The sequence below is a fragment of the Tenacibaculum lutimaris genome (assembly GCF_003610735.1).
Taxonomy (GTDB): Bacteria; Bacteroidota; Bacteroidia; order Flavobacteriales; family Flavobacteriaceae; genus Polaribacter; species Polaribacter lutimaris.
This window is the reverse complement of record NZ_RAQM01000008.1, coordinates 296863-318052: the sequence shown is the minus strand read 5'-3', so window position 1 is coordinate 318052 and position 21190 is coordinate 296863. Positions and strand designations below refer to the sequence as shown.

At 32.6% G+C, this 21190-nt stretch carries 21 protein-coding genes and 1 riboswitch; of the genes, 11 read left to right on the top strand and 10 right to left on the bottom strand.

The window, feature by feature from the left end:
* Window positions 1-29: 29 nt before the first annotated feature.
* From C8N26_RS07905 to C8N26_RS07895, 3 genes are all read left to right on the top strand, one after another.
* Complete coding sequence (locus C8N26_RS07905; protein WP_028891877.1) at window positions 30-968, top strand: ABC transporter substrate-binding protein; 939 nt, start codon at window positions 30-32, stop codon at window positions 966-968.
* 9 nt (window positions 969-977) lie between these two features.
* Window positions 978-1171: riboswitch (cobalamin riboswitch) on the top strand.
* A gap of 31 nt (window positions 1172-1202) precedes the next feature.
* Complete coding sequence (locus tag C8N26_RS07900; protein WP_120186814.1) at window positions 1203-3074, top strand: TonB-dependent receptor plug domain-containing protein; 1872 nt, start codon at window positions 1203-1205, stop codon at window positions 3072-3074.
* A 3-nt stretch (window positions 3075-3077) separates the two neighbouring features.
* A complete protein-coding gene (locus tag C8N26_RS07895) occupies window positions 3078-4148 on the top strand; it encodes a YncE family protein (protein ID WP_028891879.1) in 1071 nt (356 codons plus the stop codon).
* Between the two features lie 64 nt (window positions 4149-4212).
* On the opposite strand, the gene C8N26_RS07890 is transcribed toward C8N26_RS07895, so the two are convergent.
* Complete coding sequence (locus C8N26_RS07890) at window positions 4213-4626, bottom strand: thiol-disulfide oxidoreductase DCC family protein (protein ID WP_028891880.1); 414 nt, start codon at window positions 4624-4626, stop codon at window positions 4213-4215.
* Window positions 4627-4773: 147 nt separating this feature from the next.
* Between C8N26_RS07890 and C8N26_RS07885 the strand changes: the two genes are divergently transcribed.
* The 4 genes from C8N26_RS07885 to C8N26_RS07870 are packed head-to-tail and all read left to right on the top strand — an operon-like array spanning window position 4774 to window position 9094.
* Window positions 4774-5484 carry an ABC transporter ATP-binding protein gene (locus tag C8N26_RS07885; RefSeq protein WP_120186813.1) on the top strand — a complete coding sequence of 237 codons (711 nt, stop codon included), beginning with the start codon at window positions 4774-4776 and terminating at the stop codon, window positions 5482-5484.
* 1 nt (window position 5485) lies between these two features.
* Entirely contained in the window at window positions 5486-6715 is a 1230-nt protein-coding gene (locus C8N26_RS07880) for an ABC transporter permease (RefSeq protein ID WP_120186812.1), read from the top strand.
* 2 nt (window positions 6716-6717) lie between these two features.
* Window positions 6718-7962: an ABC transporter permease gene (locus C8N26_RS07875; protein WP_120186811.1), complete on the top strand. Its 1245-nt coding sequence runs from the start codon at window positions 6718-6720 to the stop codon at window positions 7960-7962.
* Between the two features lie 22 nt (window positions 7963-7984).
* Entirely contained in the window at window positions 7985-9094 is a 1110-nt protein-coding gene (locus C8N26_RS07870) for an efflux RND transporter periplasmic adaptor subunit (protein ID WP_120186810.1), read from the top strand.
* 255 nt (window positions 9095-9349) lie between these two features.
* Here C8N26_RS07870 and gcvT read toward each other — a convergent pair whose 3' ends face one another.
* Window positions 9350-10432 carry a glycine cleavage system aminomethyltransferase GcvT gene (gene gcvT, locus C8N26_RS07865; protein WP_120186809.1) on the bottom strand — a complete coding sequence of 361 codons (1083 nt, stop codon included), beginning with the start codon at window positions 10430-10432 and terminating at the stop codon, window positions 9350-9352.
* A 220-nt stretch (window positions 10433-10652) separates the two neighbouring features.
* Here gcvT and C8N26_RS07860 point away from each other — a divergent pair, with 220 nt between their 5' ends.
* The 4 genes from C8N26_RS07860 (at window position 10653) to priA (ending at window position 14691) form a co-directional block, all read left to right on the top strand.
* Entirely contained in the window at window positions 10653-11198 is a 546-nt protein-coding gene (locus C8N26_RS07860) for a TlpA family protein disulfide reductase (protein WP_120186808.1), read from the top strand.
* An 18-nt stretch (window positions 11199-11216) separates the two neighbouring features.
* Complete coding sequence (locus tag C8N26_RS07855) at window positions 11217-11438, top strand: VF530 family protein (protein WP_120186807.1); 222 nt, start codon at window positions 11217-11219, stop codon at window positions 11436-11438.
* A gap of 107 nt (window positions 11439-11545) precedes the next feature.
* Complete coding sequence (locus C8N26_RS07850) at window positions 11546-12247, top strand: hypothetical protein (protein WP_120186806.1); 702 nt, start codon at window positions 11546-11548, stop codon at window positions 12245-12247.
* Window positions 12247-14691: a replication restart helicase PriA gene (gene priA / locus C8N26_RS07845; RefSeq protein WP_120186805.1), complete on the top strand. Its 2445-nt coding sequence runs from the start codon at window positions 12247-12249 to the stop codon at window positions 14689-14691. The genes C8N26_RS07850 and priA overlap by 1 nt, the downstream gene beginning before the upstream one ends.
* Window positions 14692-14866: 175 nt before the next feature.
* On the opposite strand, the gene C8N26_RS07840 is transcribed toward priA, so the two are convergent.
* From C8N26_RS07840 to ruvX, 8 genes are all read right to left on the bottom strand, one after another.
* Entirely contained in the window at window positions 14867-15280 is a 414-nt protein-coding gene (locus tag C8N26_RS07840) for an ester cyclase (RefSeq protein WP_120186804.1), read from the bottom strand.
* The gene (locus C8N26_RS07835; RefSeq protein WP_120186803.1) at window positions 15280-16047 is read right to left on the bottom strand and encodes an MBL fold metallo-hydrolase; all 768 of its coding nucleotides are present in this window, start codon (window positions 16045-16047) and stop codon (window positions 15280-15282) included. Before C8N26_RS07835 ends, C8N26_RS07840 begins: the two co-directional genes overlap by 1 nt.
* Window positions 16048-16112: 65 nt before the next feature.
* The gene (locus tag C8N26_RS07830; protein ID WP_245962539.1) at window positions 16113-16985 is read right to left on the bottom strand and encodes a helix-turn-helix domain-containing protein; all 873 of its coding nucleotides are present in this window, start codon (window positions 16983-16985) and stop codon (window positions 16113-16115) included.
* Window positions 16986-17109: 124 nt separating this feature from the next.
* On the bottom strand, window positions 17110-17835 hold the full coding sequence (locus tag C8N26_RS07825; protein ID WP_120186802.1) for an SDR family NAD(P)-dependent oxidoreductase: 726 nt from the start codon (window positions 17833-17835) through the stop codon (window positions 17110-17112).
* Between the two features lie 1041 nt (window positions 17836-18876).
* Window positions 18877-19656, bottom strand: a complete 780-nt coding sequence (gene mazG / locus C8N26_RS07820) for a nucleoside triphosphate pyrophosphohydrolase (protein WP_120186801.1) — start codon at window positions 19654-19656, stop codon at window positions 18877-18879.
* Window positions 19657-19659: 3 nt separating this feature from the next.
* Window positions 19660-20085 (bottom strand): DUF5606 family protein, encoded by a 426-nt coding sequence (locus C8N26_RS07815; RefSeq protein ID WP_120186800.1) that lies wholly within the window; start codon window positions 20083-20085, stop codon window positions 19660-19662.
* Window positions 20086-20107: 22 nt separating this feature from the next.
* On the bottom strand, window positions 20108-20692 hold the full coding sequence (def, locus tag C8N26_RS07810) for a peptide deformylase (RefSeq protein WP_120186799.1): 585 nt from the start codon (window positions 20690-20692) through the stop codon (window positions 20108-20110).
* A gap of 57 nt (window positions 20693-20749) precedes the next feature.
* Window positions 20750-21160 carry a Holliday junction resolvase RuvX gene (gene ruvX / locus C8N26_RS07805; RefSeq protein ID WP_120186798.1) on the bottom strand — a complete coding sequence of 137 codons (411 nt, stop codon included), beginning with the start codon at window positions 21158-21160 and terminating at the stop codon, window positions 20750-20752.
* Between the last annotated feature and the right edge of the window lie 30 nt (window positions 21161-21190).

Here is a 21190-nt window from a genome sequence, read left to right as displayed (position 1 = left end):
TTATTTTTGCTGAACTAAAACAAAGAATTATGACAGTATCTTCTTTTATGCCGGCAGTAACCCAAATGATTTATGATATGGGGTTACAAGATTATTTAAACGGAATTACTTTTGAGTGTCCTGAAGTGGCTTTAAAAGAAAAAGAAGTGGCTGTTCGATATAAGTTGGAAGGAAAAGTGCTAACGAGTAAAGAAATAACGGCTATTTTTTCAAAAACAAAGGCGGAAGGAAAAACCTTGTATTATGTAGATGAGCCTGTTTTAGAAAGTATAGCACCCGATATTGTTTTTACACAAGATGTGTGTGATGTTTGCCAAATAGATACGGAGTCTGTGGCAAAATCAGCTTATAAATTACCTAAGGTTCCCGAGTTAATTTCTATAACACCAAACTCTTTAGAAGACGTTTTTGATAATGCATTAACCATTGCAAAAGCTATGAAGCAAGAAGCAATAGGAGAGGCGTATGTGAAGGGATTAAAAAAACGTATATATGACATTGTAGATGTGCAACGTGAGCATAAAATACAGTCTAAAAGTGTAATGCTGTTAGAGTGGATTGATCCGTTGTTTAATTGCGGACATTGGATTCCTCATCAAATAGGATATGCTGGTGGAATCGATTTATTGTCACATCCATCAGGAGATAGCATCGTTATTTCTTGGGATAAAATTGTAAAGTATGATCCAGAGGTGTTAATTATTGCTCCTTGTGGATATGGAATCGATAGAACACTAGAAGACATGAAGTTTTTAGAAGAAAGAGAAGAATGGAAGTCTTTGAGAGCTGTAAAAAACAAACAAGTATACATTGCTGACTTTGCTATGTTTACGCAATCTTCTGCGGGTACTTTAGTAGAAGGAGTGGAATGTTTAGCAAAAATGATTCATCCAGATTATTATACACTACCAGAGAACTTAAAAACAAAATTCGCAAAATATCATGATTTGATGGTTGCTAATTTGTAAGAATACTATACATTTGCCGTGATTTTTGGTTTTTCTTTAATCATCTATTAAAGAGAATTAAAAGGGAATTCGGTGCAAAACCGAAGCTGTTCCCGCAACTGTAAGCTATTAAGCTTGTAACAATTACTCAAACCACTGTTTTTTAATGGGAAGGTATGTTACAAGACGCAAGCCAGGAGACCTGCCAATTATTATAATTTAATTAAAACTTTCGGGATAAAAGTTTGGTAGAATATGGCTAAAAAATTAATTACATTTTTTTCTTTTTTTTATGTGATTGTTCTAGTAGGACAAAATGATACTATTTCTTATCGGTTAGATGAAGTTATTATCAATGCTACAAAAAAATTAAAAGAAAACTCCATAGGTCAGCATGTGGTAAGTCTTTCAGATTCTGTGTTGACACGAAATATTGAATCTTTTACTGATTTAATAAGATATAATTCATCAATTTATTTAAAGGAATACGGAAAAGGAGGTACAAGTTCTGTGAGTTTTAGAGGGACGAGCGCTTCTAATACAGCTGTTGTATGGAATGGAATCAACATTAACTCTATAAACAATGGACAAACAGGTTTTAATTCTTTAACAGTAAGCCTAAATGACGCTATTGATGTAAGAAAAGGAGGAGGGAGTATTGAATACGGTTCAGGTGCAATAGGAGGAACTGTACATTTAAATGATGTTTTAAATTACACGGAAGGATTTAATGTAAAAAATCAATTTGTACTAACAGGGGGAAGTTACAATACATTCAATTCATTTTTTAAATCGAAAATATCCAATTCAAAATATAGCATAGCTATAGGAGTTTCTAGAAATTCTTCAGAAAATGATTTTAAATTGTTTGATACAGAGTATAGGAATACTAATGGAGCTTATGAAAACTATGGAATTAACTTAGGTTTTGGGTATAAGTTCAATAATCAATCTGAATTAAAGTTTTATAGTACAAGCTTTTCTGGTGAGCGTCATTTCTCAGGAACATTACCTAATCCAACATCTGCAAGAGAAAAATATATAGACTCTAACCAAAGAAACTTATTGGTGTATGGTTTTGAAAAGGGTAGAATAGGACATGAAGTCAAGTTAGCATATTTAACACAGAAGTATCAATATTTCTCTAATAAGTTTTCTGATAATTTTAATTATGGAAAATCGAGAAGAGTAATAGCGTCGTACAACCTGAACTATAAACTTCCTAGAATTAAAGCAAAAATTTCATCTTTTTCAGAGTATGAATCTGCTTTTGGTAGTACAGATGTAATTAAAGAGAAAAATAGAAAACAATTTTCTCAGTACCTTGTTTATACACAAGATATACATAAAAATGTTTCCTTTAATGTTAAGTTAAGAAAGGATTTTAATTCAGATTATAAGGTTCCGTTTGTTTATGCTGCAGGGATAAAAGTAACTCCTATTTCAAAATGGTATGTAAGAGTCAACGGATCTAAAAATTATAGAGTACCAACATATAATGACTTGTTTTGGCCAGGACAAGGAAATGAAAATTTGATTCCAGAAACATCTATTCAAAGTGAGGTAGGATTAGGGTACTCAAATAAAGGTTTAATCATTGATGTAGGGGCTTATTTGATTAATACAGACGATAAGATAGTCTGGACACCTTCTGGTGATTCAAGCAGACCTGGTGTTTGGGTTCCCATCAATTTAAATGAAACCCAGAATAAAGGTATAGAGGCTAGTTTAAGTTATAAAATTGATTTAGGAGAATATAAATTTAATGCAAGTTCTAATTATTCTTATGCTTTAGCCAAAGATAGTGAGACAGATAAGTATTTAACTTTTGTGCCTAAACATTTATTAAATAGTAATTTATCGGTAAACTATAAAAAAGCCAACCTTTTCGTTCAGTCACTTTTTAATGGAGAAGTGTATACTACAGAAGACAATTCTGATGATTTTATTGTTCCTAGTTTTTTTATAGTTAATGTGGGAGCAGAATATAAATTATATCAGAAGAAACAAAATGAGCTATTATTAGGAGTCAAAATAAATAATCTATTAGGAGAAAAATATATGGTTATGCCAAGGAGACCCATGCCACAAAGAAATTTTAACATAAATATCAATTATAAATTTTAACAAATGAAAATAACTAAATTATTAGGATTATTATTCTTAGGAGGTATCCTTTTTACATCATGTAGCGATGATTCAAGTTCAAGTTTACCTAAAGGAGATTATGAAAATGGAATTTTGATAAGTGGAGAAGGTACTACAGCTGTTTCAGGATCTGTTTCTTTTGTATCTAATGATTTATCAATTGTAGAAAATACAATTTATAAAAAAGTAAATAATGCTGAGTTTGGAGAGTATGTTCAGTCTATTGCATTTGATAATGATAGAGCTTATATCGTTGCAGATAACCAAAACACTGTAACAGTAGTAGATAGATATACTTTTGATAAAGCAGGAGTTATTACAACAGGTTTATCAAAACCAAGGTATATGACCGTAGTAGGAAATAAAGGTTATGTAACTAACTGGGGAGCTACAGATAATGATAATGATGATTTTGTTGCAATTGTAGACTTAAACTCTTTAGAAGTAGAAGGAAAAGTAGACGTAGCTTTAGGACCAGAAAGAATTATTGCTAAAAATGGAAAATTATATGTTTCTCATTTAGGAGCATTCGGAACAAATAATAAAGTAGTTGTAATTGATATTGCTACAAAGTCAGTAGTAAAAGAAATAACAGTTAAAGATAACCCAGATGAGTTATATGTAGATAGTTCAGGTAAGTTAGTAGTTTTATCTCAAGGAAAAACTATTTATGATGAGAATTGGAATGTAGTAGGACATACATTAGCAGCTATTTCTTTTATAAATACAGCTAGTAACGAGGTTGATTCAGAATTAGTTTTCAATGAAGGAGAGCACCCTTCTCAAATGGTTTTAGATGGTAATAATGTTTATTATAGTTTAGGAAATAACATTTATAAAACGGATGTAAATGCTACTACTTTACCAACATCTGAATTATTAACTACAGATGCAGGATACCTTTATGGTTTAGGTGTAAGAAACAACGAAGTTTTTGTATTAGATGCTAGCTTTTCGGGTAATAGTAAATTAGATATTTACGATTTATCAGCAAAAACTAAAAAAGATACTAAAGAAGTTGCCTTAGGAGCTTCAAAAATTTATTTTAATTAAGTCGTCCCCAGAAAATAGGGAAATATTGCTATGAGTGAGCTCACCAATTTGGTGAGCTTATTTTTTATAAAAACTTTTCTTGTATTTCTTTAGAAGGTATCATACAGGCCTCCTTTTTTCCAAACCACTTGTAACGATTTTTAGCAATGTAATCGTATACAATATTTCTAAGCCTTTCAGGAAGAACCCAAAAAACTTGGGTTAACTTCCAAATTCCGCCAAAATCATTCATAATTTTTAAAGCAGCAGAAGATTTTATATAGTAAGCAACAGAAGGTTCATATAAAATAATAGAATCTATTTTTGAGGTATCAACACCTAAATATTTAGTAATTTCCTTTCCTATGTCAGATTGAAGAGAGGTGAAAACAAACTGATTTTTAGTGTCATGTTTTATAACTTTTAGCACACTATCGTTGCAAAAATTACAGATGCCATCAAATAAAATCACTTTTTTATTACTAGGTAAATTATTCATATTTAATTTTTTATAAAAAATTAAGTGCTAATTTGTAACATTAATCAAAAGTAAGCGTCTTGTAAGAAAGTAAATAGTGTTTTAACAATAATTTAGATGTAATTATGTAAATCAGTATGTACTTTTATTTAAAAATTAACTAAAACTATGATTCGAATAGAAAATCTTCACAAATCTTATCCTATAGGAAAAGACTCTCTTCATGTTTTAAAGGGATTAAATTTACATATTAAAGAAGGAGAATTTGTGTCTATTATGGGATCTTCAGGTTCTGGTAAGTCTACCTTATTAAATATCGTAGGCCTGTTAGATACGCATGATGAAGGAAAATACTACTTAAACGGACAGTTAATTGAAAACCTAAATGAAAAGAAGGCAGCAGTATTGCGTAATAAGTTTTTAGGTTTTGTTTTTCAGTCGTTTAACCTAATTTCTTATAAAACAGCTTTAGAAAACGTTGCGTTGCCATTGTATTATAAAGGTATAGGGAGAAAAGAACGTTTAGAAATAGCTATGGAATATCTTGAAAAGGTTGGTTTAAAAGACTGGGCTAATCATTTACCAAATGAACTTTCAGGAGGACAAAAACAACGTGTAGCTATTGCAAGAGCATTGGCAACAAAACCTAAAGTAGTTTTAGCGGATGAGCCAACAGGAGCATTAGATTCAGCAACAACCGATTCTGTAATGGATTTGTTAACAGAGATTAACAATGAAGGTATGACGGTTTTTGTAATTACCCATGAAGAAGAAGTAGCTGCGCAAACCAATCGAGTTGTTCGTTTAAAAGATGGAGTTATCATTAGTGATGAATTAACAGAAATGGCAACCAAAGCAGAAAACTCTAAAGCGGTATAATATGTTTGATATAGATCGTTGGAGAGAAATTTTTCAAAGTATTAGCAAAAACAAACTTCGTTCTGTTTTATCAGGGTTTACTGTCGCTTTTGCTATTCTACTTTTTACCTTATTATTTGGAATTGTATCGGGGTTACAGAATCAGTTTAAAACTGCTTTTGCGGATGATGCAACCAATGCAATGTTTGTAAGAGTATGGAAAACCTCAAAACCTTATAAAGGCTTACAAACAGGAAGAAGAATACAGCTAAAGAATAAAGATTTTGATTATGTTAAAGATGAATATGAAGATAAAATTCAACATTTAACAGCAAGAATATATAAAAGCGTAAATATTACGTACAAAAACAATCAAAATAGCTACCAATTACGAGCAGTACATCCAGATCATCAGTTTTTAGAAAAAACAATTATTGATGAAGGAAGATATATTAACGAGTTAGATTTAAAAAATAACGCAAAAGTTATCGTGATAGGTCGTCTTGTTAAACAAGACTTATTTGGAGAAAAACCTGCGTTGGGAAAAAGAGTAAATGTTGATGGAATTTCATATAAAGTAATCGGTATTTTTTCTGATGAGGGAGGTGATAACGAAGAGCGTTTAACCTATATGCCAGTTACGACTGCTCAAAAATTATATGGTAACAATGATTATATCAGTCAAATAAATATTGGTTATGATCCAAAATTAAACTTAGATCAAGCTATTACATTTGGAAATCGTTTAGAAAGAGATTTACGAAAAAAATTAGATATTCACCCTGATGATCAAAGTGCTTTATCGGTAAGAAACATGGCAGAAGCAAACAAAGGAATTAACCAATTTATGTTTGCCTTGTATTTCATTGTAATCTTTGTCGGCTCAGGAACTTTAATTGCAGGAATTATAGGAATTAGTAATATCATGATTTTTGTGATTAAAGAACGTACTAAAGAGTTCGGAATCCGTAAAGCATTAGGAGCAAAACCATCTTCAATAATTGGTATGGTAATTCAAGAATCAATCTTAATTACAACCATAGCAGGATACTTAGGTTTGAGTTTAGGAACTTATATATTAAGTGCTATAGGTGATAGCCTTGAAAAGTACTTTATAAAAGATCCAAGTGTAAGTCCAGGTATTGTAATAGGAGCTACTATCATATTAATCTTATCAGGATTAATTGCAGGGTATTTACCTGCAAAAAAGGCAGCACAAATTAAACCAATTGTAGCATTAAGAGCAGATTAATTATGAAGTTTTTATTTGATTCAGACACTTGGCAAGAGATTTACGGAAGTATTCGTAAAAATAAATTAAGAACAGGTATTACCATTGTAGGAGTACTGTGGGGAATCTTCATTTTAGTAGTGTTATTAGGTGCTGCTCGTGGTATGGAGAACAATTTTAAAAGAATATTTGGAGATTTTGCAACCAACAGTGTTTTTGTATGGACGCAGAGAACCGATATGCCTTTTAAGGGGTTTCAAAAAGGAAGAAGATTTAGCCTAACATTTAAAGATATAGAGGTTCTTGAAAAAGAATATGCTAAAGAAATAAAGTTATTAGCTCCTAGAAATCAAACAAACGGAACTATTGTTAAGGATTTTAAAACTGGTGATTTTCAAGTTAGTGGAGATTATCCAGTATTAGATCGCGTACAGAAGAAAGATCTTATGTATGGACGTTTTCTTAATCAGAATGATATAAAAAACAATTCCAAAGTTTGTGTAATATCTGAAGATATGTACAAACAACTGTTTGATAAAAAGGAAATGCCTATTGGGCAGTATGTTAAAATTAGCAACGTAAACTACAAGGTTGTAGGAGTGTATAAACCTTCAAACACTATTGATATTGATGGAGATACTGCCTATATACCGTTTACCACTTTTCAAAAAGTATATAATACGTCCAATAAAGTAGATTGGATGATGATTACGGCTAATGAAGGAGTAGATATCAAACAAATGGAAAAAGATATCTTATTAACACTAAAAAGTTTACATAAAGTACATCCAGAAGATAATAGAGCTTTTGGTAGTGTGAATTTAGGAGATCAGATAGATAAATTAATGGGCTTTTTAACAGGAATGCAGTTTTTAACTTGGTTTGTAGGAATCGCAACTTTAATAGCAGGAGTTTTTGCTATTGGAAATATCTTGTTAATTACTGTAAAAGAACGTACTAAAGAAATTGGAATTAGACGAGCTTTAGGAGCAACTCCAAGAAGTATTAGACGACAAATTGTTTTAGAATCAGTTTTCTTAACTACTGTGGCAGGAATGTTAGGAATTATTTTTGGAGGACTTGTACTATTTCTATTAGATTTTACGGTAGGAAGTGGGGATGATCCAACATTAGTAAATCCAACCGTAAATATACCCATAGTAATGTTGGCGTTTTTCATATTAGTTCTTTTAGGAACACTAATAGGATTAATACCCGCATACATGGCAACGGTAGTAAAACCAATCGAAGCATTAAGAGAAGAATAAAAAAAGAAATAATCAATTAATCATGAGCAAAAGAGCAAAAATTATTTTAGGAATCGTAGCACTATTATTTGTAGTCATCCTAATTTGGTTAGGAAAGAAAAATCAAAAAAGTGTGGTTACTTACGAAACGGAAAAACCATTTAAAACAACTATTGTAAAAAAGGCAGTAGCCACAGGTAAGGTTGTTCCTTTAGAGGAAGTTGAAATAAAACCTCAAATTGCAGGAATTATAGATAAAATTGTAGTTGAAGAAGGAGCTATTGTAAAAGCAGGAGATTTATTAGCTACAGTACGAGTAGTGCCTAACGAGCAATCGTTACAGAGTGCTAAAGGACGAATTAGTTCTGTGCAAATTCAATTAAACAATGCCAAAACTCAATATGATAGAAATAAAAGCTTATTTGATAAAGGAGTAATTTCTAGTCAAGAGTTTGAAGCTTCTCAATTGTCATATAACCAAGCAAAAAATGACTTGAGAAATGCTCAAAACGATTACCAAATCATAAAAAAAGGATCAGTAGGTTCGGCAGGAGCTAATACAAACATTAGAGCGACAACCTCGGGTATGGTGGTAGAAATTCCAGTTAAGAAAGGATACCAAGTTATTCAGTCTAACAATTTTAACGAAGGAACTACCATTGCTACGATTGCAGATATGGAAAAGATGATTTTTGAAGGACAAGTAGATGAATCTGAAGTAGGAAAGTTGGTAAAAGGTTCTAATATTGAAGTTTCATTAGGAGCTATTGAAAATAAAAAGTTTCCTGCAGTATTAAATTTTATTGCACCTAAAGGAACAGAAGAAAACGGGGCAGTACAGTTTAAAATTAAAGCAGATGTAAGCCTTGACGACAATTATTTTGTGAGAGCAGGATATAGTGCCAATGCTGATATTGTTTTAGAGAAAAAAGATAGTGTGTTATCTATTAAAGAATCGTTATTGCGTTTTGATAAGAAAACAGAAGAGCCATATGTAGAGGTAAAAAAAGGAGAAGATGAGTTTGAAAAGCGTGAGTTAAAATTAGGAGTTTCTGATGGCGTAAACATTGAAGTATTAGAAGGTGTTACAATAGATGATGAAATTAAAATCTGGAATAAAGCATCAAAAGATGACGAAAAGAAAAATAACTAAGCGTTTAAATAAATAAGTAATAAAGCAGTTCTTGTAAGAGCTGCTTTTTACTTTTAAACTATCGTATGCTACACTAGTAACTTAAAAAAGTACGTTTGAGGTACTGTAAATAAAAAGAACACAGGTTTTAAGTAAATTCGGGGTGCTTACTAGTAAGTAAGTACTTAATTTGATTTAAGGGGAAAGTCAAATTATTTTATTTAGGGGTAAAAAAAAGCAGCTCATTTGAGCTGCTTTTTTATTCGAGTTTATATTTTATCCTTTGTAAAAAGGCAATTTAACCACCTTTGCAGAAAGTTGTTTTTTACGTACTTGAATAAATATATCACTATCAATTTTTGAGTTTTCAATAGTAACGTATCCTAAACCAATTCCTTTTCCTAAAGAAGGGCTCATAGTTCCTGAAGTAACACGACCAATGTTGTTTCCGTCAGCATCAACAATCTCGTAATCATGACGAGGAACACCACGCTCAGTTAATTCAAAAGCAACTAATTTACGAGTAACCCCAGCTTCTTTTTGAGCTTTTAAAGCTTCAGCATTTACAAAATCTTTGGTAAACTTAGTAATCCAACCTAAACCAGCTTCTAACGGAGAAGTAGTATCGTCAATATCGTTACCATATAAACAATATCCCATTTCTAAACGTAAAGTATCACGAGCAGCTAACCCGATAGGTTTAATTCCCCAATCTTTACCTGCTTCAAAAACTTTATTCCAAAGTTGCTCAACATCTTCATTCTTTACATATACCTCAAATCCACCAGAACCCGTATAACCTGTAGCAGAAACTACAACGTTCGGAATTCCAGCAAAATCAGTAATTTCAAAAGTATAGAATTTAATATTTATTAAATCTACTGAAGTTAATGATTGCATTGCCTCAGCAGCTTTTGGACCTTGAATGGCTAATAACGACCAATCTTCAGAACGGTTTTCCATTTCAACATTTAAATCGTTGTGTTGCGAAATCCAGTTCCAATCCTTTTCAATATTAGAAGCATTTACTACTAACATATACTCATTTTCAGCAATCATGTAAATAATTAAATCATCTACAATACCACCATCGTTATTTGGCATACAGCTATATTGAGCTTTTCCTGGAGTTAATTTAGAAGCATCGTTAGATGAAACTTTTTGAATTAAAGCTAATGCATTTTCTCCTTTTAAGAAGAACTCTCCCATATGGCTCACATCAAAAACACCTACACCGTTTCTAACAGTTTCGTGTTCAATATTTACTCCTTCGTATTGCACAGGCATATTGTATCCCGCAAAAGGAACCATTTTTGCTCCTAAAGCTTCATGTACATGTGATAAAGCTGTATTTTTCATTCTTAAGTATGTTTGTTTAAAAAGTGTTGCTAAAGTATTGAAAAATTAGCAAACAAAAGGGACAGTTGTGTTTAATATTATAGAACAGTATTACCCAAATGTTTGTTAATATTTTCTTGATCTTCCTTAAGAGTGGTAGATTTGAGAAAAAAATTAAAGAAAAGTAATTGTTGTAATGTGTTAGTATTTAAAACGACAATTCTGCCTAAAAAATAATTTGATGAAATTTAATAGAAAAACAATTTCCAATATCATATTTGTAATCTTAATAGGATTACTGTTATATCCACCAACCAAAGTATATTTTATTCGATTAATTTCTTTTGCACCGTCAACTATAACTGAGGATAAAAGGGTAGAATTAACAGATTATAATTGGAATTTAAAAGGATTAAATACAGAGAGTGTTGATTTTAACTCGTTAAAAGAGAAAGTAGTATTTGTAAATTTTTGGGCAACTTGGTGTCCGCCTTGTGTTGCAGAAATGCCAAGTATTCAAAAATTATACGATGATTACAAAGATAAGGTTGAATTTGTATTTGTAAGTAATGAAGATTGGTCGACTATTGATACTTTTTATAAAGATAAAGGCTACGATTTACCAACGTATAATATTTTATCAAAAGTACCTGACCAATTAGTGAGCAATTCAATTCCTGCGACGTTTGTTATTGATAAAAATGGAGTTATAGTTGTAGATAAAAAAGGACCAGCAGATTGGAATAGTCATAAAATAAGGAGTTTGTTAGATGAGTTGCTACAATAGATTATTTACCTTTGTAGCATGAGTCAAGAACAGCCAAATAATCCGCTTCACGGAATAAAATTAGCCACCATGTTAGAAGAATTATACTTAGAGTATGGTTGGGAGGAAATGGGAGAAATATTGAATATAAATGCTTTCAAAAAGAACCCAACCTATAAATCTAGTTTAAAGTTTTTAAGAACAACACCTTGGGCAAGAGCCAAAGTAGAAAAGCTGTACTTAGAAATGATAAGCGGTTAATTGTTAACCTGTTTTTTACTTACCTTATTTTTCCATTCTATTGAAGTCATAAATATAGAAGCTTTGATGTTTACAATGTACTCATTTTTGTGTAGTTTTGATATTAAATGAAGAAAACTACTATTTACATAATTCCTATTCTATTTTTATTGATAATTTCTTGTTCTAAGCAACAGAAGGAACGAGTTTTAACAATAAAAGATGTTTTTCCTACACAGAAAAATACAGATTCTACTTTTGTTTTTGCTTTAGATACAATTACTAGTTTTGAGAGTTATCTTGAAAAATGCGAGTATTATAAGGGAATTACATCTAAAAATCAGTATATAAGGAAACAAAACTACGATATACCTTTAAATATTAACTTGTTAATAGATTGTCATTTACCTACTTTTTGTCCTAAAGAAAGGAATTCAGTTATAATAGAAGGTAATTTTAAACAAGACTTGACATATTTTTTAAGTACAGAATTACTGGAAGTATACAGTTTTGAAGAATTTCTAAAAAAGCAATTTTTAAATAGAGGTAAGAATCCTGAATATGCAGACAGTCCCGATAAAAGCATCATTATTTTAAGATATAATGATTTAACAAAAAAGTCAAAAGAGAGAGTTTCAAAAGTGTTAGATACAATTTCGGTATCATATTTCAACTTTATAAAGAGTTTTAAAAACGATAATATAGATTCATTAAAAAGCGTATATCCACTTCAGATTTTATTGGAAAAAGATCTTAGATTATTTGACGAGAGAGGGTATCAATTAAACCTTACTCCACCTCCGCCAGCTCCATTAGAAATAGTAGAATAATGCCATATTTCATCGACGTCATATTACCCATTCCGTTGCAAAAAACGTTTACCTATACGGTAACCGAGGCAGAAGCTTCTTTTTTAAAAAAAGGAATGCGTGTAGTGGTTTCTTTCGGAAAAAGTAAAATTTATACAGCATTGGTGTTTAACATTCATCAAACGGCACCCGAATTATATGAAGCCAAAGACATTCATCAAATATTAGATGATACTCCTATTATAACAGAACAGCAACTAAAACATTGGCAGTGGATTTCGAGCTATTATATGTGTTCGTTAGGCGATGTATACAGAGCAGCCTTACCTTCAGCATTTTTGCTAGAAAGTGAAACCATTATCTATAAAAATGAAAACTTTGAAGAAGAAGCAATATTAACTGATGAAGAGTTTTTAATTTTTGAAGCCTTACAACATCATTCACAGTTAACCATTCATCAAGTTGCTGATATTTTAGGAAAGAAAACCGTACTTCCTATCATTAACGGATTGATAGAGAAGAATGCGGTTTACATTAAAGAAGAAATTTACGAAACATATAAGCCTAAACTGGTTAAGTATGTTCGATTACATAATAAGTATGCCTCAAATGAAGGCTTACAAACACTTTTAGAGGAACTTTCAAGAGCTAAAAAGCAACGAGAAGCTGTACTGACGTATTTTCAGTTAGCAGCGGCTAAAAAACCGATAAAAGCAAAAGATTTAGAAGAACAGTCGAGAGCTTCTTCCACAGTTTTAAAAGCCTTAGTAGAGAAAGATATTTTTGAGTTTTATCATATTCAAACTGATCGAATTAACTACCAAGGAGAAACGAATCAGATAAAAGAGTTGAATGAGTTTCAACAAGAAGCTTTCAATCAAATAAAAACTTCTTTTGAAACACAACAGGTAAGTTTATTACATGGGGTTACAGGTTCTGGTAAAACAGAAATTTATGTAAAACTAATTAAAGAAGTGATTGCTGAAGGAAAACAGGTATTGTTTTTACTACCAGAAATAGCCTTAACAACTCAAATTATTACCCGTTTACAAAACTATTTTGGAAACTTTATTTCTGTATTCCATTCAAAATACTCGATGAACGAACGAGTAGAGGTGTGGAATAATGTGTTAGAAAATAAACCGAAAGCTCAGGTTATTTTAGGAGCGCGTTCTTCGTTGTTTTTACCGTTTTCAAACTTAGGGTTGATTGTAGTGGATGAAGAGCACGAAACGTCCTACAAGCAATTTGAACCGTCACCACGTTACAATGCGCGTGATGCTTCGGTAGTATTAGGTCATTTACACCAAACAAAAGTATTGTTAGGCTCTGCAACACCATCGATAGAAAGTTATTTCAACGCAGAGCAAAACAAATACGGATTTATAGAATTAACGCGTCGTTTCGGAAACATTCAATTGCCTAAAATTGAGCTGATAGACATTAAAGAAAAGCACCGAAAAAAGGAAATGAATGGTCATTTTTCGGATCGTTTACTAAAAATGATTACGGAAGCGTTGGAGGAAAAAGAACAGGTTATTTTATTTCAAAACCGACGTGGATTTTCGCCTGTTGTAGAGTGTACTACGTGTGGTGTTTCTCCTCAATGTCCGAATTGTGATGTGAGTTTAACCTATCATAAATTCCGTAAAGAGTTAAAATGTCATTATTGCCATTACCAACGTGCAATGCCGAATAGTTGTGGTGCTTGTGGAAGTGCTACGTTAGATACCAAAGGTTTTGGAACGGAGCAAATAGAATTGGAACTTAAAGAGCTATTTCCGAACCATAATATTGGACGAATGGACTTGGATACCACCCGAGGAAAATATGGGTATCAAAAGATTATTGGGGCTTTTGAAGCGCAAGAAATTGATATTTTGGTAGGAACGCAAATGCTTTCTAAAGGATTGGATTTTGAAAATGTATCGCTGGTAGGAATCTTAAATGCGGATTCCATGCTCAACTTCCCTGATTTTAGAGCACATGAACGAGCTTTTCAACTCATGGTACAAGTATCGGGTAGGGCAGGACGTACCAAAAAACAAGGAAATGTAGCGATACAAACCTACAATCCGTATCATCAAATTTTACAGCAAGTATCTACCAATAATTATACAGAAATGTATAAAGAACAGTTGCAAGATCGTTGGCAGTTTCATTATCCGCCATACTATCGTTTGATAAAAATAACTTTAAAACATAAAGATTATACAAAAGTTGATGCAGGAATTAATTGGTTAGCCAAAGCTTTACAAAATGTGTTTCATGAAAACGTATTAGGCCCCACAGCACCTGCAGTTTCTCGTATTCGAAACCAGTATATTAAGAATTTGGTAATTAAAATTCCACCAAAACAATCGTTGGGAAAAACCAAAGAGCAGTTACAAAAAATTAAAAATACGTTTGAAGCGGTAAAAGATTTTAGACCGATTCGCTTTATTATTGATGTGGATGCTTATTAAAATGTTTTGCTAACGGTTAGTATAAGAGCTGTAGCGGATTAAAAAGCGCTTGCTTTTCGATTAACAATATACTTAATTAAACACAAAAACGGCACGAGTTTTCACCCGAACCGCTATTGCTTTTATATATTGTTGGCTGCTGGCTTTTTTCTTTAATTTGAAAGATTACCTATTATTATCTAACAGCCTGTTCCTTAATGTCTGTTCTATCGAAATGAGCGCGTTTCTCTATAATTTTTCCATCCTCAATGGTTAACCACATCATTAATGAAAACCGGATAGTGTTTCCTTTGGGTATTAGTCCCATCAATGGATTTTTATTGTGTGTTCCTTCGTGAATCATATAGGCAGCTACTTTGTTGCCTTCGGCGATAAGATCTATGATTTGGAATGAGAAATCTCCAAAAGCATCAAAATTTTTCTTTTCAGAAGCGACAAACCCATCAGCCCCAGGTATAGGGTTATCTACTTGCACGTAGAACGTAAAATCTTTATGTAAAAATGCACTGGCAGCATCATAATCTTGCTGATCTACAGCTGTGTAAAAATCACTCACTAACTGCTTGTTATATTCTAAATTATTTTCCATTACAGTTGTATTGTTTCTCCGTCTTCCGGAATAATAATACTATTACTAATTGACTTTTGATCAGTAAATTGTCTTAAAGCTTTTCTTGTTAGTGTATTATGATAAACCCCTTCCATATGTACAACAACAATATCTGCTAGTGGTGCCGCTTGATGTGTTTTATAAATATCTTCTTTACTCATGATTAATTGGTCTCCAATAACGAATCGGTTATCTCCACCATTAACAACAATGACTTCTGGATTAAATTTCGTAATGGTTTTTTCAACCTCTTCGTACCAAACTGTATCTGCAGCGATGTAAAGTGTTTTCTCAGATGGATGACGCATTACCATACCTGTTACCTGACCAGCTAGTTTAAGGATAAACCCTTTACCGTGCTGTGCCTTCGTTCTATTTAATTTAATTTCTCCAAATGTTGAATGCTCACTTAAAATTTCAAGGTTAGTAAACCCGGCTTTTGTAATGACTTTTTTGTCATTCTCATCTTGAACAAATATTTTAATATCTTTTGGTAATGCTTCTTCTGCAGCTTTATCCCAATGGTCAAAGTGAAGGTGTGTTAAAAACACAAAATCTATGTCTTTAATGATGTCTTTAATAGGAAGTGGAAGATTGTTGTTTGGGTTTCTTTTCCAATTCCAATCTTTGGCAGGCATAGGGCCTCGAGCCAATGCTCCTTTTTTAGAAAACATAGGATCTACCAACATTTTCTTTCCGGCATATTCAACCACCATGGTAGCGTTTCTTATCAATTGTACATTCATAATTTGTGTGTTTTGATTATGGTACAAAATTACGAAGACAATGAAGGTATGTTTCTACCTATTAGTTATGATAAACTACCATTTTGATAACTCGACTGAAATTCGCTAGCTGTAAATCCTGTTTGTTTTTTAAAAAAACGCATCATATGATTCGGTTCTGAATATCCCAAACCAAAAGCAATTTCACTAATAGTTTTGTTTGAGTATAATAGCTCGTTTTTAATTTCTGTGAGCAGTCTGTTTTTTAGAAGTTGGGTTGCAGTTTGATGAAATTGTTTTTTTACGGCTTTGTTAAGTGTTATTCTACTTATCCCTAGTATGTCACTATAGTCTTCTATGCGCTGTTTTTCTTTAATGTGTTCTTCCAACAATTTTTTAAAAGCATAGGCATAATTAGAGGTGTCAATTTGAAAAGGCAAATGGTTCTGGTTGGCATAATCTCTATTAAGGCGGTGCAATACATAATAAATGAGCGAACGGATAATATGGGCACTATCTAAGTTGGGAGAAACGAGTTCGGACTTAATTTCTTGTAAAATATTACAAGTACCTTTTATTTTATCAAGGTCTAAATCTAGCCGCGTAGGATGGTCATATTGATAAAAATATAAAAGTTTATACGTGAATAGTTTATCGTTTAAGAACTCATTTAAAAACTCTTCTTTAAAAATTAAAATCGTAAAATCAAGTTCCTCAACGTGAACCTCCCATTTTTTGAGTTGATAAGGTGAAATGAATAAAATACTATTATTTTTTATTTCTATTTTCCTATTGTCAATATATACGTAACCATTACCCTTTTTAAAAACGATGATTTCAAAATAGTCGGCATTATGGGTTTCAGGAAGCATATAGATGTCTACTATTCCTGTATCATGTATTACGTTGAGTAAAAAATCAACGCCGCATTCTGTTTTATTAAAAAGTATAGTTTTCAATTATCTTTTCGGTATTTTAGCTTGCAACCAACTCGTTTGAGAATATGAATCTGTTTTAATGATTTATATTTAACGTTAGTGAAAGTTAGTAGAATTTAGTATAAGAATCAAGTTAAGTTATTTTTCAAAAACTTCTAATATCCACAATATCCCCATTTTGTAGTTTGTTTTGGGTGTCTATGGTAAAAATGGTTTCTGCAACGTACTCAGGAGTGTACAACTGGTCGTTTTCTTTTAAATCGATAAAGCGTTGTACGTTCTTAAAATCTTTTTCATCGGTACTTCTAATATCAGTTTGCATGTTGGTATCTACCACACCAGGGTAAATAGCATTGCATTTCACCCCATGTTCAAACTCGTTTTGTTCCGCAGCAATAGTTTTGGTCATCATATCAATCGCAGCTTTAGACGTACAGTAAATACTCCAACCTTCATACGGTTTTACGGCTGCACCCGAAGAAACACTAATAATCTGTTTTTTACACATCAACTGTTGTGTAGCCTTGATAAACAAACTGGATAAAATGAGTGGAGTAGTGGTATTCAAATGAATACTCTTGGCAATATCTTCCGAAGGAATGTTTTCTAAATTAGAGATAACTCCTAATCGTCCTGCATTGTTAATTAATGTAACGGACAAAACAGGAAGGTTTTTAATTTCTCCTAACAACATTGTAAACGTATCGTGAGTTACTTTGGTATCCGATAAATCCACAGGTACTTGTGTAACATTTTGTAAATCCGCAATACTTCTGGATAGTGAGTATACTTTGTAGTTTTCTTGCGCGTATTTTTCGGCTAAGGCTCTACCGATTCCTTTACTTCCTCCAGTGATGATGATTATATTCATAGAGTAAAAATAGGGAAATATAAGTAAACGTCATAGCGAGGAGTGATAACGACGTGGCTATCTCACAATCGATAAAAAGATTGCTTCACTGAGTTCGCAATGACGGTTCCGTTGTATTGAGGAAAGCTCAGCGGCGCTCGCTGATGGTTTCGTTGTATTGAGGAAAGTTCAGCGACGCTCGCTGATGGTTCCGTTGTGTTGAGGAAAGCTCAGCGAAGCTCGCTGATGGTTCTGTTGTGTTGAGGAAAGCTTAGCGAAGCTCGCTGATGGTTCCGTTATATTGAGGAAACTTCAATAGAGCTAAATCTTATAGTTGAGTATTTGCAATTCTAAAAGGTATTTGTAACTTCATTGGGTGTGAGATTCCTCATTTCATTCGGAATGACAGGAAGTATTATAGCGGGGAGAAGTAACAATTAAAGGCATTAGTTGTGGATGTTGCTATTCTTTTCATATTAACCTTATATTATGACCTACAAGAAAATCTTTAAAAATCAAGACAGCAGTGGTGGGTGTAAGATAAAAAGCTGTTTGAGCGATAGCGAGTTCTTTTTATCAGTGGAAGGTGTCGTAGTATTTTCTCAAGATTTTATGGTAAGTCTTGATTTTTGTTTCTTTTTATCAAGAAAAAGAATATCAACAATACTTTTTATGTTATGTAGATTTTGTCTTAACCTTCAGACAGTAGTGCCTAAAGTCATAGGATAGTACTGTCTGGTGTCAACGGACGGTAGTGTCATGTGTTATGGTACTTATAATGACGTTCGAGAGTTGTCATTTCGAACCAAGCGATAGCGAGTGTGAGAAACCGTAAGGTTCAGTGGAGCTAAATCTTATAATCGAATATTTGTAACTCTAAATGGTATCTGTGACTTCATTGGAAGAGATTCTTCTCTTCGGTCGGAATGATAGGAAATATCATAGCGGGGAGAAGTAACAATTAAAGGCGTCATTGCGAGTGATAACGAAGCAATCTTTGTATTTATAGTTCGAGATAAACAGATTACTTCAGTCGTACCTCCTTCGTAATGACGGTAGTAGTTATTTGAAAAATTCCTTCGAATTCTCCCAATGCACATCCATTTCAGCGAGGGTCATGTCAGAAAGTTGCTTGCCTTCTTTTTTGGCAGCTTCTTCTAAAAACTGAAAGCGATTGATGAATTTTTTATTGGTTTTTTCTAAGGCATTTTCAGGATTAACTCCAATAAAACGAGCGTAGTTAATCATGGAGAACAAAACGTCTCCAAACTCTTTTTCTATTTTCTCTTGATTGTTGTTTTTGATTTCTTCGTTCAACTCAGAAAGCTCTTCTTGAACCTTTTCCCACACTTGATGTGGTTCTTCCCAATCAAAACCAACACCTGCAACTTTATCTTGAATACGATTGGCTTTTACCACTGCAGGTAAACTTTTAGGAACGCCTTCTAAAACCGATTTATTCCCCTCTTTTAGCTTGAGCTTTTCCCAGTTTTTCTTAACGTCTTCTTCATTTTCAACAACTACATCACCATAAATATGCGGATGACGGTCGATGAGTTTATCTGAAATTGAATTGGCTACGTCAGCAATATCGAAAGCCTGTTTTTCACTTCCTATTTTAGCATAAAAGACGATGTGCAAAAGCACATCGCCTAGTTCTTTTTTTATTTCTTGTAAATCGTTGTCTAAAATAGCATCTGCTAACTCGTAGGTTTCTTCAATAGTTAAATGACGCAGACTTTGTAGGGTTTGTTTTTTATCCCACGGACACTTCTCACGAAGGTCGTCCATGATGTCTAACAAACGATTAAAGGCGGCTAACTGTTGCTTACGAGTATTCACGATTTAGGCTTCTTCTGCAGTTGTTTCTTCAGTAGCTTCAACTAAGGTACTAAAATCAAAATTAGCTTTTGCTAATGTGTTGTACCACTGAATTACTTTTTTAATATTTGAAGCATATACACGCTCTTGATCAAAATCTGGTAAAACCTCACCAAAGAAATCAGTTAATTTAGCTGCACTTTCTTTGTGAGAAATCGCTTCTTTACCTTCTGCTTTTTCAGCAATGTTCTTAAAAACACGTGCTAAAGGCACTTCTTCTTCATATGTGTAAATAGCGATGTTTTCTAATAAACTTACATTGTGAGTCGCTGTAATAGGAAAACGTTTACCATCTACAATTGATTTTACGATAACACCAGTTTTGGTTTGTGATAAAATTTCATATAAACCTGGTTTACCAGTAACAGCTATAATTTTGTTAAATTCCATGTCTTACTGTTTTAGTATATTATTATTTCTTAGCATTTGGAAAACGCATGCGATAACCTGCATTTACCTTTCCTTTTGAAATATTCTCTAATTTCTTTTTAATTAATCTCTTTTTTAAAGAAGAAAGTTTATCGGTAAACAAAACTCCTTCAATATGGTCGTATTCATGTTGAAAAACACGAGCAGGTAATCCCCTTAACGTTTCTGTGTGCTTTTCAAAGTTTTCATCTTGGTATTCTATAGTAATAGTTTCTTGACGAAAAACATCTTCATTAATGGTAGGAATACTTAAACACCCTTCGTTAAAAGCCCATTCATCACCTTCTTCTTTAATAATTTTAGCATTGATGAACACACGGTTAAAGTCTTTAAAGTAGTTTTTCTCTTCTTCACTTAAATCTTCATCTTCAGCAAAAGGAGAAGCATCGATTATAAACAAACGGATGTCTTTTCCTATTTGAGGAGCTGCTAAACCAAGTCCGTTAGCATTGTACATGGTTTCTCTCATATCGGCAATTAGTTTTTCTAACTGCGGATAATCGTTATCGATTTCTTTTCCTACTTTACGTAAAACGGGATCTCCGTATGCTACAATGGGTAAAATCATCTACTTTTTAATTTTTAAGGATTGCAAAAATACAAAGAAAGCTCTGTGTTAGAAAATTTATTTGTTATACAAATACGATTGTAAGATAATTGTAGCACTAATTTCGTCTACTAAGGCCTTGTTTTGACGTTGTTTTTTCTTTAAACCGCTATCAATCATTGTTTGAAAAGCCATTTTTGAAGTAAATCGCTCATCAACCCGTTTGATAGGGATAGAAGGGATAGCTTTTTCAAGTTTTTCTAGAAATGGAAGAATCAGCACTTCACTTTCACTATCAGAATTATCCATCTGCTTTGGTTTTCCAACTAAAAAAAGTTCAACATTTTCTTTTTGAGTATACTCTTTTAAAAATGTGATAAGTTCAGAGGTGTTTACAGTTGTTAAACCCGAAGCAATAATTTGAAGTTCATCGGTTACGGAAATTCCTGTTCTTTTTTTTCCAAAATCTATGGCTAATATTCTGCCCATTAAAAAAGTTTTTGCAAAGGTAGCTAAATT

Bases quoted from the DNA above. Each gene is read 5' to 3' on its own strand.
- C8N26_RS07825 (WP_120186802.1), bottom strand. From the start codon at position 17,835: ATGAATATAATCATCATCACTGGAGGAAGTAAAGGAATCGGTAGAGCC.
- C8N26_RS07880 (WP_120186812.1), top strand. From the start codon at position 5,486: ATGTTTGATATAGATCGTTGGAGAGAAATTTTTCAAAGTATTAGCAAA.
- C8N26_RS07835 (WP_120186803.1), bottom strand. From the start codon at position 16,047: ATGAATGTACAATTGATAAGAAACGCTACCATGGTGGTTGAATATGCC.
- C8N26_RS07850 (WP_120186806.1), top strand. From the start codon at position 11,546: ATGAAGAAAACTACTATTTACATAATTCCTATTCTATTTTTATTGATA.
- C8N26_RS07885 (WP_120186813.1), top strand. From the start codon at position 4,774: ATGATTCGAATAGAAAATCTTCACAAATCTTATCCTATAGGAAAAGAC.
- gcvT (WP_120186809.1), bottom strand. From the start codon at position 10,432: ATGAAAAATACAGCTTTATCACATGTACATGAAGCTTTAGGAGCAAAA.
- C8N26_RS07890 (WP_028891880.1), bottom strand. From the start codon at position 4,626: ATGAATAATTTACCTAGTAATAAAAAAGTGATTTTATTTGATGGCATC.
- ruvX (WP_120186798.1), bottom strand. From the start codon at position 21,160: ATGGGCAGAATATTAGCCATAGATTTTGGAAAAAAAAGAACAGGAATT.
- C8N26_RS07905 (WP_028891877.1), top strand. From the start codon at position 30: ATGACAGTATCTTCTTTTATGCCGGCAGTAACCCAAATGATTTATGAT.
- C8N26_RS07875 (WP_120186811.1), top strand. From the start codon at position 6,718: ATGAAGTTTTTATTTGATTCAGACACTTGGCAAGAGATTTACGGAAGT.
- def (WP_120186799.1), bottom strand. From the start codon at position 20,692: ATGATTTTACCCATTGTAGCATACGGAGATCCCGTTTTACGTAAAGTA.
- C8N26_RS07900 (WP_120186814.1), top strand. From the start codon at position 1,203: ATGGCTAAAAAATTAATTACATTTTTTTCTTTTTTTTATGTGATTGTT.
- C8N26_RS07860 (WP_120186808.1), top strand. From the start codon at position 10,653: ATGAAATTTAATAGAAAAACAATTTCCAATATCATATTTGTAATCTTA.
- C8N26_RS07870 (WP_120186810.1), top strand. From the start codon at position 7,985: ATGAGCAAAAGAGCAAAAATTATTTTAGGAATCGTAGCACTATTATTT.
- C8N26_RS07815 (WP_120186800.1), bottom strand. From the start codon at position 20,085: ATGGAATTTAACAAAATTATAGCTGTTACTGGTAAACCAGGTTTATAT.
- C8N26_RS07840 (WP_120186804.1), bottom strand. From the start codon at position 15,280: ATGGAAAATAATTTAGAATATAACAAGCAGTTAGTGAGTGATTTTTAC.
- priA (WP_120186805.1), top strand. From the start codon at position 12,247: ATGCCATATTTCATCGACGTCATATTACCCATTCCGTTGCAAAAAACG.
- C8N26_RS07855 (WP_120186807.1), top strand. From the start codon at position 11,217: ATGAGTCAAGAACAGCCAAATAATCCGCTTCACGGAATAAAATTAGCC.
- C8N26_RS07895 (WP_028891879.1), top strand. From the start codon at position 3,078: ATGAAAATAACTAAATTATTAGGATTATTATTCTTAGGAGGTATCCTT.